Below are 13,295 nucleotides of genomic sequence, written 5' to 3' on the forward strand. Positions count from 1 at the left end.
CGCAGGCTGTTGATACGAACACTGGCGGCGGCCGTATATGACCCTTTTACCCAGGTATTTCCACCCGCAGCAGGGCCGCCCGCGTCCCACTGCAGGCAGATACCAAGGAGGCGTGCTTTGCGACGAACCCCCGTGATGGTTCCCAAATCGGCTATGTGTCGGCTGGCGTTGGTGGCACTGCTGGTGGCGCTGGCCCCGGCGCGTGCCGACACTGCCGTGCCGGTCGTTGTCGCAACCTCGGCGGAGGTGCCGATCTTGCGGGAATTGAGTCTGCAGGGGTCCGTCACCGCCGAGCGCAACGCCCGCCTGTCTGTGGCTATCGGCGGGCTGGTGACCGCAATGGAGGTCGACACCGGTGATCGGGTAGAGGCCGGCGATTTGCTGTTGGAGCTGGACCCGGAGCTGGCCCGGCTGCAGCGGGACGCGGCCTCGGCCCGGGCCGCGCAGGCCAGGATTCGGCGCGATGATGCCCGCCGCAGGCTGGAGGAAGCACGCGTCCTGCTGCCCCAGCGGGGTATCGCGGAGACTGCCGTGCGCGACCTGGAGGCGGCGCTGGCGGAAGCCGAGGCGACCGGAGAGCAGGCGCAGGCGGAGGCAGCGCTGCAGGAAGCGCTGCTGGCCAGGCACAGTCTGCGGGCACCCTTCGCCGGGGTTATCAGCAAGCGGCTGACAGATCTGGGCGAGTGGCTGGATCCAGGGCAGCCGGTTTTCGAGCTGGTAGGTATGGACGGGTTGCTGCTTGATTTCGCCGTGCCCGAGAATCACCTGGCGAGCCTGAGTCCGGGCGCCGCGGTCAAATTCGTGCCGGGAGCGCGCCCCGCAGCGGAACATGGCGGCACCATCGAAAGTGTCGTGCCGGTGGCGGAGCCGGGCGCGCGTACATTTCTGTTGCGGGTGCGACCGGACGCCGGAGTCGCGCCTGACCTGCTGCCCGGCATGTCGGTCACCGCCCAGCTGCAGCTGGCGACGGGCCGGTCCGGGGTAACGGTTCCTCGCGATGCCATCCTGCGCTACCCGGATGGCAGGGTCGTGGTTTGGTCGGTGGAGAAAGAGGCCGACGGTGCTGGTGTCGCGGTGGAGAACGTGGTCACGACCGGCCTCGCCTTCGGTGGCCGCATCGAGATCAGTGCGGGCCTGGCAGCGGGCAGCCAGGTTGTTGTGCGCGGCAATGAGGCCTTGCAGCCCGGGCAAGCGCTGGCGGTGACAGGCGCCGCACCTTGACCGCAGGCCGGGACAAGCATCGTGTTTGAGCAGGTGGTGCAGCGGGGCACCCTGGTCACGGTCATCGTGCTGATGGTGCTGGTGGTCGGCGTCATCGCTGCCCTGCGCATTCCCGTGCAGATGATTCCCGATCTCGACACCCGCGTGATCAGCGTGCGCACGACCTGGCCCGGCGCCACGCCTCAGGACGTGGAGAAGGAGATCCTGGTCGAGCAGGAAGAGTATCTGCGCAATCTGCCCAGCCTGTCGCGTATCGTGGCATCAGCCCGCAGTGGCAGCGCCGAGGTCGAGCTGGAATTTCCCTTTGGCACCGACATCACCGAGATGCTGATCCGGGTCAACAACGCGCTCAGCCAGGTGCCGGCCTATCCCGAGAACGTGGATGAGCCGCGTATTTTCGCCAACTCCTTTTCCGCCAACTCGTTCATGTTTTTCAGCATCACCCCGCTGGCCGGCAATCCCCGGCAGGTAGAGATGGACCGGGTGCTGGATTTTGTCGAGGATTACGTCAAGCCCCGGGTGGCCAGGGTAACGGGGGTTTCCGAGGTCAGTGTCGGCGGCGGCGCCGAACGCCAGATCCAGATCCTCGTCGACCCGGGGCGTCTGGCGCTGCGCGGGCTGACCCTGACGGATGTGCGGGATGCGGTGCGCAGCCGGAACCGCGACCGGTCCGGCGGTGACATAGAGTCGGGCAAGCGGGAATATCTGCTGCGCACTGTCGGCCGTTTCGAGGATCTGGTCGAACTGGAACAGCTGATCCTGACGCGGCGCGGCGACGCGGTGATTCGCCTGCAGGATGTGGCGATCGTACGGGCGGGCAGTTTCGAAAAACGCAATCTGTCGTTCTACAACGGCGAACCCAATATCTCCCTGTCGATCCGGCGCGAGTCGGGGTCAAACGTCATCGACATCAAGCGCGAGATGCTGCTGGAAATGGAGGCTATCAACGCCGAATTGCTGGAGCCCGCCGGGTTGCAGATGCGGCTGACCTCGGACGATGTCCGCTATGTCCAGGCTTCGGTGCGCAATGTCTGGCAGAACCTCGCTCTGGGAGCGCTGTTTGCGACCCTGGTCATGTACCTGTTCCTGCGTTCGGGGCGGGCCACCGCTGTCGGCGTGATGGGGATCCCGCTGTGCATCACAGTGGCGTTTCTGGGGCTGCTGCTGGCCGGGCGTACCATCAACGTGATTTCGCTGGCGGGAATTGCCTTTGCCATCGGCATGACCCTGGACAACAGTATCGTGGTGCTGGAAAGCATCGAGCTCGAGCGCCGCAGGGGTGCGTCCAGGCTGCGGGCAGCGGTGGAGGGCGTGCGCCAGGTCTGGCCGGCGGTGTTCGCGTCCACCATGACCACAGTCCTGGTGTTCATCCCCGTGGTGTTCGTCGAGGAAGAGGCGGGGCAGCTGTATTCCGACGTCGCGGTGGCCATTGCCGCGGCGATCCTGGCCTCCATGCTGGTGGCGATCACCGTGTTACCCACCGCGGCAGCGCGCCTGTCCCTGGGTCGCAGCGGCGCGGCGGACGCCGGCATCGGCCGCCGCTGGCGTGAGGTTACGCTCAGCTCGGTCGCATTTCTGCTGTCCAGCGCGCGCCGGCGGGTGGCCTGCATTGCGCTGGTGACCGGGGTCAGCGTCTGGTTTATGATCGCGCTGACGCCGCCTGCGGAATACCTCCCCGAGGGGGAAGAGCCCAAGGTGTTCGCGGTCATGAACGCTCCGCCGGGCTACAATCTGGGCGCCATGGCGGAAATCGCACAGGAAGTGGGCGCCGGGCTCTTGCCCTTCGTCGATGCCGACCCCGAGGCGTTCGGCCGCGGTGAGGCGGAAGTGCCGGCGCTGTCCTACATCAATATGCGGGTGGCACCGGACTCGATGCGGATCATCTCGGAGCCGCTCAACCCGGCCGACATCGAGGCCCTGATGGATGTGCTGACCGAGCGTTACCAGCAATATCCGGGCATGCGGGCCTTTGCCGCCCGCGGATCGATCATCACCAGCAATGACGGCGGCACCCGCAGCGTCAACCTGGATATTTCCGGCGCCCGGCTGGAGGACATCTACGCGGTGGCGCTGGCGGCCTACCGCCAGGCGGAGCAGGTGTTTGCCAATCCCCGGATCCAGAGTCGACCGTCGTCCCTCACCCTGGCCCAGCCCCTGGTGGAAGTCCGTCCGGATTGGGAGCGGGCGGCGGAGTTGGGGCTGGATGCCGGTGCCATCGGTTTTACCGTGGCTGCCCTGACCGACGGCAGCTACGTGGATGAATTCTTTCTCGCCGATGACAAGATCGATATCTACCTCTACAGCGATGTCGGCCAGGCGGCGTCGCTGGACGCCTTGCCCCACCTTCCCATTTACACACCGGCCGGCGCCGTGGTGCCATTGAGTTCACTGGCGGCGATTGTAGAGAGTGTCGACACGGCCCAGGTACGACGGGTCGATGGCCGCCGCACCGTGACCCTGAATATCATTCCGCCCCGCAGTGTGCCGCTGGAGACCGGTGTGGCCATGGTCCGGGAACAGGTGGTGCGCGAACTGCAAAGCCGGGGGGAGGTGCCCGCGGGGGTAAGCCTGACGATTTCAGGCGCGGCGGACCAGCTTGATGCAACCCGGGAAGCCCTTCTCGGGAACTATGCAGTGGCTCTGCTGCTGATCTATTTGCTGATGGTGGCGATCTTCAGCCACTGGGGCTATCCCCTGCTGATCATGACCTCCATCCCCCTGGGAATTGCGGGGGGTATTGGCGGCTTGTGGCTGCTCAATACGGTGGGTGGCTGGTTGCCGCTGCTGGGCATGGCCCGAATCGTGCAACCATTCGACATGATTACCATGCTCGGCTTTCTGATCCTCATGGGGACGGTGGTCAACAATCCGATATTGATTGTGCACCGCGCGGTGGGCAATCTGGCCGGGCAGGGCATGACCGCTGTGGCAGCCGTGCAGGAAGCGGTAGAGGCGCGTTTGCGCCCCATCGCCATGTCAACCATTACCACCCTGTGCGGTTTGGCGCCTCTGGTACTGATCCCGGGCGCCGGCACCGAACTGTACCGGGGGGTGGGAGTCATAGTCATGTTTGGTATCCTTGGCGCGGCGATTGTCACGCTGACCCTGTTGCCGGCACTGACGGTGTTCGTCCTGCAGTGGCAGCAGTATCGCCTGGGAAACCGCCGAGATGCAGCCATATGAGGGATGCCGTGACCACAGCATTGTCTGACCAGTACCGCGAAAGTCAGTGGCCCATGCCGCCACGCACCGAAACCCAGGATGGGCAGCCCCGCCGGCTTGGGGTGGAACTGGAGTTCTCCGGCATCCCGCTGGACCGCGTAGTCGACCTGATGCAGAAGCACCTCGGTGGCGAGGTGCAAACGGTGTCGCCCTATGAGTTGTTCCTGTGCGACAGTAGCCTGGGTGACTTCGCGGTGGAGCTGGACTTCGCCTGGCTCAAGCGCCGCGGCCGCGAACGCGCCCTGGAGGATGCGCCCGATGAGCTGGGCCAGTTCGGTGAGAGCGTGCTGAAACTGGCAGCAGAGCAGGTGGTACCCTTCGAGATCGTCAGCCCGCCGATTTCCATGGCAAACCTCTGGCGTCTGGGTGACCTGTTCCAGGTATTGCGCCAGGCTGGGGCCGAGGGCACCAGTGTTGCCCCTCATTACGCCTACGGCCTGCACCTGAACCCGGAAATGCCCGACCTGGAGGCTGAGACGATCCTGGCCTATCTGCGGGCGTTTGTCTGCCTGTTTGACTGGCTGCGGGAGCGCAGCAAGGTCAACCTGAGCCGCAGGATCACACCCTATATCGATCCTTTTGAGAGACCCTACGTCAAGCTGCTGTTGCAGGAGGACTATGCTCCGGACCAGACGCAGCTGATCGCCGATTATCTGCGGCACAACCCCACCCGCAACCGGGCACTGGACATGTTGCCGCTGTTTGCACATCTCGATGAAAAGCGGGTGCGCAAGGCCGTGGACGACGACCGCGTCAAGTCCCGCCCGACCCTGCACTACCGGCTGCCCAACTGCGAGATCGATGACCCGAACTGGTCGTTGGTACAGCCCTGGCGCGACTGGCTGCAGGTAGAGGCGCTGGCCTGTGATCCTCCGCGGCTGCAGCGTATTGGCCGGCAGTATTACAAGCACTTGTCCGGTCTTGCGGGGGGGTTGTTCGGCGACTGGGCAGAAGTCAGCGCCGAGTACCTGTTGCCTGAACTGGCATGAAACGGCCGCTGATCGGGGTCACAGGCAGCGACCAGGGTCTGCCACTGGCCTGGTGGTTCATCCGCTGGGCACTGTGGCAATCAGGCGCCAGGGCTGTGTATCTGACCCATTCCCGCCCCGGCGACCTGGCTGCGCTGGATGGCATTGTTATCAGCGGGGGAGACGACATAGACCGCGGTTTGTACCTTGACGAACACGATGCGCCGGGGCCGGCCGATCCCGAGCGAGACCGCTTTGAAATTCGCGTCCTGGAGCACCTTATGGGCACTCGCCTGCCGGTGCTGGGGATTTGCCGCGGCGCACAGCTGATGAATGTTGTACGCGGCGGCAGCCTCTACCCGGACCTGCGTAACCTGCGCCGGAAAACGTCCAATCGCCGCACGCCGCTGGCGCGCAAGACACTGCTGGTTGAGTCAGCATCAGGGCTGGAAGCCATCCTCGGGGAGGGTCGCGTGCGCATCAACAGTCTCCATCAACAGGCCATCAAGGGCCTCGGCGAGGGGCTGGTGGTCTGCGGTCGCGACCTGGACGGTTTTGTCCAGGCCGTGGAACATCCCGCCGAGGCATTTCTCTACGGGGTGCAGTGGCACCCGGAGTATTTGCCCTTGCGGGCCCCGCAGCGGGCTCTGTTCCGGGCGCTGGTGCAGGCCGCCACAGGCGATGAACGCTTTGCGCTCAGGTGATAGACTGTGTGTTTTTAGCAGGACGGGGATATTTTTATGAGCGAATCTGATTCTGAGATCCACTTGCAGTGCATGGAGCGTTTTATCGAGCTGGCCAATACGATGAAGAACGACGGCATGCCGACACGGGTCGTCTCGGCGGCCTTGATGACGGCGTCGGGTGTCTACGCAACCTATTCCGTTGCCGGCAATGACGGTGGGCTCAATGCTTCCGGCGTGGACAAGGTCACCGCGGCCTACAAGCAGAACCTGGAGAATATCCAGCGCGCCAAGCGCGAGCAGGCGGAAGCTGCCGGGTCTCAGCCAGGCAGCTGAGTGCTGGCCGGGAGATCCGCTTCCGCGCGTATCTCCCGGATCTGTTCCAGGAAGTAACCCGGCGCCAGCATGGGCCGTAACTCGGCGGCTGTCACGGGGCGGCTGAACAGGTAGCCCTGAATGACCTCGGCACCGTGGCGGGTGAGGAAGTGGAACTGTTCGCTGGTCTCCACGCCCTCCGCGACCAATTCCAGTTGCATGGACTGGCCCATGGCGATGATCGCCCGCACCAGGCTGGCGTCGTTTGCACTTTTGTCGAAATCGATCACAAAGCTGCGATCTATCTTGAGTTCGTCGAGTGGGAACCGGCTGAGGTAACTGAGCGAAGAGTAACCGGTACCAAAATCGTCAATGGACAGCCGCAAGCCCAGCGCCTTCAGCTCCTGCAGGGCCTTGACCGTGCCGTGGCTGTCTTCCATCAAGATGCTCTCGGTGAGCTCCAGTTCCAGCGCGGAAGGCGGCAGGCCACTGGCGTCCAGAATCTCCTTCACCGTCGGGCAGAAATTCTTGTTGAACTGCAGCGCCGAGACATTGACTGCAATTTTCGGCAGCTCCAATCCCTCCCTGCGCAGCTCGACGAGTTCGCGACAGGCCTCCCGTATGCCCCAGTTGCCCATCTCGCCGATGAGCCCGATTTCCTCCGCGACCGGGATGAACCTGAAAGGCGGAATCATGCCTTGCTCCGGATGTTGCCAGCGCAGCAGCGCCTCCGCGCCGACGACCGTACCGGTGCGTGTGTCTACCTGTGGCTGGTAGTGGAACAACAGTTCATTCCGCTCCAGGGCCTTGCGCAGATCGGTCTCCAGCCTCAGCCTCTCCACGCCTGCCGCATCCATGTCGCTGGTGTAGAACACGAAGGTATTCTTGCCTCTCGCCTTGGCGTGGAACATGGCTGTGTCGGCGGCCTTGAGCAGACCTTCGAGATCGCTGGCATCGTGGGGCGCCAGGGCGATACCAATGCTGGGGGTGATCACCAGCTCGTGGCCCTGGATTTCCACCGGCTGGAGCAGGGTATCCAGCAGACGCTGGGCGACAATGCGCACAGCCTCTGCGTCTTCAACCTGGTTCAGTACTACCGTGAATTCGTCGCCTCCCAAGCGCGAGACATCGATACGCGAGTCTGAATCGACAAAGTGGGCCACCACGTCACTCTCGCGGACACAACTGGCCAGGCGTTGGGCCACCTCCCGCAACAGCGTGTCACCAGCACTGTGTCCCAGGGAGTCGTTGACCCGCTTGAAGTTGTCGAGATCGAGAAACAGCAGGGCCAGCATTTCGTTATTGCGTTTGGAGAGACGCAGGAGCAGGTCGAGCTGCTCGGTGAACAGGCGCCGGTTGGGCAGGGATGTGAGGCTGTCAAAATACGCCATCTGGCGCAGCCTGTCCTTGGTTTCGGTGACCTGCTTGACCGCCAGGTTGAGCTCTTCGTTGCGCTGGGACAGCTGTGCGGTGCGCTCCTCGACCTTCATGCTGAGCAATTGGTGGTCAACCCCTATGCGGGTCTTGTAGCTGTTCAGGCCGCCGATGATGGTGTTGAGCACGGCGGCGATTTCCTTGACCTCACCTTCACCATCGACGGTCAGCGGCTGGTCCAGGTGGCCGGCGGCAATGTCGTCCGCCATTTGCGCCAGCCGCGCCAACGGTGCGGTGAGGTTCCGGGTATAGCGGCTGATAAGCCAGCTGGCGGCGATGGCAGTGAGCAGGGCGATTGCGGCCATGATCCCGAGCGTGGGCAGGATCAGCAGCAACAGCATGCTGCGGCTGATACCGGCATGGAGGTAGCCGACAACGAAGCGGCTGCCCTGGGGCTGGGCCAGGGCAAGTCCGAAATCGTCCCGGGCAAGGTTGTTGCGGGTTGGATTGACCGCAGAAAACACCGGCAGGGACAGATCAATCAACTTTTCGCCACCGCTCAGCGTTGCCAGTATCTCGCTGGCCGGCGGACTGGCACCGCCGGCATGGGACGTCACGCTGCTGTCCAGGTCCGACACACCGGCACCGCGCACGGCCTTGAACGCTGGAACCCCGTCCATGGCACCCGGGAATCGCTCCAGGCCTGCCAGCAAGGTGCCCTCGGCACTGTGCAGACGGACAAAACTTACGGCGGGCGAGAGCCTGAGCAGGCGGCCAAGTGCTGCGTCCAGTTGCTCGGTATCGCGCAGGTAAATATCGGCGGGTAACTGTATCTCACTGGCCACACCGGCGGCTGCCTGTTGCAGCAGGCTGTCACGCAGCAGACTGTACTCACGCAGTCCCAGGACTGCCAGCACCGCCACGGCGATGCCGATTGCGGTTGTGAATACGAGCAAATTGATGCGGCCGGCCACGGTCACGCGCCTGGTCTCCACTGGGGAATTCTGGAGTTTGTCTGCGGGGCCAGGTGCGCATCCCTTGAAGCACGGAGAAGCAAGCTTTCGATTCTCTTTGATCCCATGATATTCATGCAGCGGCCTGTCAGTGCGGTAAGGTACGTTATTTCGCGGGGTGCGCCAATGGGGGCAAGTCCCGGGGACGCTATTTTCGGCCTGTCGCGTCAATCAGTGCAGCAAGATAGCGCAATTTCCTGCCTGCGCGGTGTCGTGCCCAGGGTGCGACCCAGTAGCCGGCCGGTATCAGGTCGGGCCAGCCGACGCTGTCCACCACCACGATGCGGCTTGGCCTCAGGGCACGCTGCTGGACCACAAGATTGTGCAGCAACAGGCGGCGCGACGGCATCCCCAGGGCCTGCCAGTCGCGGCTGAAGTCGGCGAGCACTGTCTGCAGGCTTGCATTCCGTCCGTAGAGTTCCAGGTATGCCTGCAGAGTGAGGGAGATATTGCCGTCATCGTCCCGGATCAGCTCGCTGCGAAGACCCGGCCCGAGGTTGGTGGGAACCAGCCCGTCAATTATGGGTATCAATTGGTAGGCAGCCTGGCCGACACTGCGCTGCAGCAGCCGGTAGGCACGAATTTCCTGCAGGTTGTCGTCGAAGCGCGGCAGCGGCTTGAGCCGTTTCAGCCAGGACTGTCCTCTTCGCTTGCGGGACGGACTGCGATCAGGGCGCAGGATCTTGATACACCAGGCCGGATCCAGCGGGTCGACGAAGCAAAGACGGCTGTCGCCACTCGCAAAGGCATCGGCAGCGCTACCGAGTTGCCGCACCACCGCGTCCGGAGGCGAGCCTGCGTCAGTCGAGCCGACGGTTGATTTCCCGCGCAATGCGTGTCGCCTCCTGTAGTGGTGGCCGTGGTGGGGGCATTGTACCCAGGCACTCCAGTTCCTCCAGGCGCGCTACTCGCCCTTGCTGCTCCAGATGCTGGATGCCGCCACTGACACGGCCCGGACGCCGCAGGGGCACCGTCAGGACACCGACCGCGGCGCCACAGCTCAGGCTCTCGTAGACCATTGAGGCGCTGTCCTCCGAAACCCAGATTACACCACTGCGGGCATAGTGTCGCAGCAACCAGTCCGGGCCGGTCTCCTCCCGGGGGACCAGCCGTAGCTTCGGATTGGCCTGTTGGCGCAGAAGGGTGAGGAAGCTGGCGGGTGTGCGGCGGGAGGTGGTCAGGGTCCAGCGCACTGCCGGCAGTGCGATCTGCAGCCGCTGCAATTGTGCTGCCAGGTGGGCATCGTTCCAGCAGAAATGCCGCGATGGCCCGCCCACCAGGATCAGGCCTCGATCCGCTGTCGCGCCGGTGGCCGGCAGAACCGGGTTCAAGGGGCCAAGGCTCAGGAGCACGTTGCGGGAAGGATTGAGCCCGTCATGTTCGGGGACAACGCACAGGTCGAACAGTGGCCGGGGCAGCCCCGGGTCCATCAACGCTATCAGTTTGCCGCCGTAGCGCCAGCGGTAGCGCAGGCCGCGCCAGTGACTGTGGCGTCCGGCGGTCAGGATCAGGCCGGGGGCCGGCAGCTGCGCGGGTGAATCTTTCCGTGCCACCCGGCAAATTCGTGCCGGCCGCAAATCGCGCAGGGCTTGCGCCAGGCCAGCCAGCTGTCGCTGGTGTCCCGGCCGGTCATCTTCAAGGCACCAGATGACCTGGGGGGTGGCGCAGCCGGTCACGCTGAGGCGTGGACTTTCGGCCGCTCAATACCTGCGAGGTCGATGCCGTAAGCGCCCGGTTCAAGACTGCGCACGATATTGACAGGACGCCCTGCTGCCTGGTCGTTCGCATCCTGCAGGTCCCTGAGTAGCGGCACCGTCAGGCGCCGCTTGTTCGGGTCCAACAGGATCATGACTGTCGGGTGCAGGCGACGGGTGCGATACTCCGCAACCACCACCCCGACTTCACCGGAACTCAGCTCGACAAGGGTTCCCGCGGGATAGACACCGATTGCGCGGATAAAGGCTTCTACCAGTTCGGCCTGGAAGTCCTCATCGCGGGAATCATAGAGAACCCGAATGGCATGCGAGGGGGCAATGGCCGCCGCGTACTCCCGGTGGCTGGTGAGCGCGCCATAGGTATCGACGATCGCCGCAATGCGCGCCACCGCGGGGATCATTTCGCCTCTGGTCCCCAGTGGGTAGCCGGAGCCGTTGTGGCGCTCATGATGGTGCGCGACCATGTTGAGCACATCGGGGTTGATGATGCCACTCTCTTCAATAATTTTCAGGCCGTGGGAGACATGGTCCTGCATGTACGCCGACTCCTTGGCGGTCAGGGGGCGTTTGGCATGCAGCAGCTCTGGGTCCACCCGCAGCTTGCCGATGTCCATCAGCATGCCGCCCATGGCCAGCGAACGCAGGTCTTGCCGCGACAGGCCGACCTCCCGGCCAAGTGCTACCGACCAGATCGCTGAGCTGAGAGCGTGTTCGTAGGTGTATTGGTCGTGTTGCTTGAGTCGAGCTACCCAGAGGCAGGCGTCGGGATTGCGGCTGATACTCCCGATCAGGGGTTCTACCGATTTCCGCAGGTGGATGACGTTGATCTTGCCGCCCCTGCCGACCTCCTCGAAAATTTCGCAGAGATCGTTGATCAACTGGTCCAGAGCCTGCTCGGCCCGGGGTCGCTCCTCGCTGAAGTCGCTCTGGTCGCCATAGCTATCGAGGAGGCGGTCGCGAAAAATGTGGGCAACCGGGACGCGTTTGTGCACAGCGGCGTGCTGCACCTTCTCCGCGGGTTGCTTGCTCTGCCGCGTATCCACGAACACGTAGTGGCAGTATTCCTGCAACCGGTCAATCTGGATCCGATTCTCGATCCTGAAACCCTGGATCATGAACGGCGTTTCCAGCCACGGCCGATCGAGGGCACTGACAAACATGCCCACTTCCAGTTCAGCAGTGGCGATCTTGATCGTCTCAAGCATGCCGCACATTACCCCCGGACCACGGTGCGTGACCTCCATGGACCTAGATTAGCCCTGGAGAAGGCATTTGTAGCGGCTTTTCTCCAGAAAAACTGAGAAAAACTGTAGAAAGTTGGGATTTGTCGCCCGTTCAGCGCGGCTGGTTGCGCCAAAGGCGGCAATTCAGGGCATCAAACTGGTCGTTGCAGGGCTATCGCTGAGGGCCGCAGTCAGATACCGAACTGGCGGTGCAGGTCCAGCTTGTCCAGGTTAACCCCGAAAGCCCCCGGTTCCAGGGCGCGTTTGATCGTGGGCATGGGTTTGCGCAGCCAGCCTGATGTGGCTGCCTGTAATTTCAGTAACTGTGGTTTTTCCAGCGGCCGCTTTTTCTGGTTCAGCACCAGCAGTACTGTGGGACGCAGGCGATGGGCGCGGTATTCCGCCACCACGACGGCCACGGAGCCGTCAGACAGCTCCACCAGCGTGCCAGCGGGGTAGATGCCGACCGCGCGGATAAAGGCTTCGACCAGTTCCGCCTGGAACCCGATATCCCGCTCTTCATACAAAATTCGCATTGCCTCAGCGGGAGATACAGCGGGGGCATAGTTGCGATCGGTTGTCAGCGCGCCGTAGGCGTCCACCAGGCCAGCGATGCGGGCGAAGGTGGGGATCCGGTCCTCCGCCAGGCCCCGTGGATAGCCGGAGCCGTTGTAGCGCTCGTGATGGTGGGCGGCCATGTCCAGTATGTCGCGGTTCATGATGCCGCTGGCCTGGATGATTTCGAGGCTGTGGTCAATGTGTTCCCGGACCGCCGCAGTTTCTTCCGCGGACAGTGACCGCTTTGCGGCCAACAAGTCCGGGTTGATCCGCAGCATGCCGACATCCATCAGCATGCCGCCGACGCCCAGCGAGCGGAGATCCTGCTTGGGGAGGCCCAGTTCCCGTCCCAGCGCCACGGCCCAGATACCGGAACTCAGGGCCCGGTCATAGGTATACTGGTCGTGGCTTTTCAGTCGCGCAACCCAGACGCAGGCGTCCGGGTTGCGGCTGATGCTGCCCACCATGGGGTCGATCGACTGCTTCAGCCGCACTACATTGACCTTGTTGTTCCGGGTGACCTTGAGATACATGTCCTCAACGTCCTCGGTCAGCGCGGTGACCACTGCGCTGGCCTTGCTGTGCTCCTCCATGAAGTCGGTCTTGTCCTGGTAGGACTTGATGCTGCGATCGAAGAAAATGGTTTCCAGGGGCAGGTGTTTGCGACTGCCGCGTGTTTTGGGCAGTCCCAGCTCCGGATCCGCTGCCTCCGGCTCGGTATCCACCAGCACGTACTTGCAGTACCTCTGGAGTTGCAGGATCTCATCCTTGTCGGCAATGCGGAAACCCTGCAGCGGGAATGGTGTACCCAGCCACGGCCGGTCCAGCTGGCTGACGAACATGCCAACCTGCAGGTCTTCGGTGGGAACTTTTCGGGCATCCAGCATGGACGGGTCCGCGATCGCGCAAAGGCGCAATTGTAACGCGCAAGTCCCTATCAGTGCAGGTGCCGCTCACGGTATCGCCGGATTTTGGTATAGTGCCGGCGTTCATTTTGGTAACA

At 63.4% G+C, this 13,295-nt stretch carries 10 protein-coding genes; 5 read left to right on the forward strand and 5 right to left on the reverse strand.

The features are described from left to right. Positions 1-117 precede the first annotated feature (117 nt). From Q6D67_RS14655 to Q6D67_RS14675, 5 genes are read left to right on the forward strand one after another with little or no spacing between them, the layout of a single operon-like run. Positions 118-1,221 (forward strand): efflux RND transporter periplasmic adaptor subunit, encoded by a 1,104-nt coding sequence (locus Q6D67_RS14655; RefSeq protein ID WP_304706410.1) that lies wholly within the window; start codon positions 118-120, stop codon positions 1,219-1,221. Between the two features lie 21 nt (positions 1,222-1,242). Then, positions 1,243-4,404 (forward strand): efflux RND transporter permease subunit, encoded by a 3,162-nt coding sequence (locus Q6D67_RS14660; RefSeq protein WP_304706411.1) that lies wholly within the window; start codon positions 1,243-1,245, stop codon positions 4,402-4,404. An 8-nt stretch (positions 4,405-4,412) separates the two neighbouring features. Continuing rightward, complete coding sequence (locus Q6D67_RS14665; RefSeq protein ID WP_304706412.1) at positions 4,413-5,432, forward strand: amidoligase family protein; 1,020 nt, start codon at positions 4,413-4,415, stop codon at positions 5,430-5,432. Then, a complete protein-coding gene (locus tag Q6D67_RS14670; protein WP_304706413.1) occupies positions 5,429-6,115 on the forward strand; it encodes a gamma-glutamyl-gamma-aminobutyrate hydrolase family protein in 687 nt (228 codons plus the stop codon). Before Q6D67_RS14665 ends, Q6D67_RS14670 begins: the two co-directional genes overlap by 4 nt. Before the next feature lie 36 nt (positions 6,116-6,151). Beyond that, the gene (locus Q6D67_RS14675; protein ID WP_304706414.1) at positions 6,152-6,430 is read left to right on the forward strand and encodes a DUF3144 domain-containing protein; all 279 of its coding nucleotides are present in this window, start codon (positions 6,152-6,154) and stop codon (positions 6,428-6,430) included. Here Q6D67_RS14675 and Q6D67_RS14680 read toward each other — a convergent pair. The 5 genes from Q6D67_RS14680 to Q6D67_RS14700 form a co-directional block, all read right to left on the reverse strand. Further along, positions 6,415-8,763 carry a bifunctional diguanylate cyclase/phosphodiesterase gene (locus Q6D67_RS14680; protein ID WP_304706415.1) on the reverse strand — a complete coding sequence of 783 codons (2,349 nt, stop codon included), beginning with the start codon at positions 8,761-8,763 and terminating at the stop codon, positions 6,415-6,417. The genes Q6D67_RS14675 and Q6D67_RS14680 overlap by 16 nt on opposite strands. Before the next feature lie 181 nt (positions 8,764-8,944). Beyond that, positions 8,945-9,628: a YrbL family protein gene (locus Q6D67_RS14685; protein WP_304706416.1), complete on the reverse strand. Its 684-nt coding sequence runs from the start codon at positions 9,626-9,628 to the stop codon at positions 8,945-8,947. Continuing rightward, positions 9,597-10,472: a mitochondrial fission ELM1 family protein gene (locus Q6D67_RS14690; RefSeq protein WP_304706417.1), complete on the reverse strand. Its 876-nt coding sequence runs from the start codon at positions 10,470-10,472 to the stop codon at positions 9,597-9,599. Before Q6D67_RS14690 ends, Q6D67_RS14685 begins: the two co-directional genes overlap by 32 nt. Then, a complete protein-coding gene (locus Q6D67_RS14695; RefSeq protein ID WP_304706418.1) occupies positions 10,469-11,716 on the reverse strand; it encodes an HD-GYP domain-containing protein in 1,248 nt (415 codons plus the stop codon). Before Q6D67_RS14695 ends, Q6D67_RS14690 begins: the two co-directional genes overlap by 4 nt. Before the next feature lie 209 nt (positions 11,717-11,925). Further along, on the reverse strand, positions 11,926-13,179 hold the full coding sequence (locus Q6D67_RS14700; RefSeq protein WP_304706419.1) for an HD-GYP domain-containing protein: 1,254 nt from the start codon (positions 13,177-13,179) through the stop codon (positions 11,926-11,928). Between the last annotated feature and the right edge of the window lie 116 nt (positions 13,180-13,295).

Origin of the sequence: Haliea sp. E1-2-M8, assembly GCF_030649675.1 — a bacterium.
Taxonomy (GTDB): Bacteria; Pseudomonadota; Gammaproteobacteria; order Pseudomonadales; family Halieaceae; genus Haliea.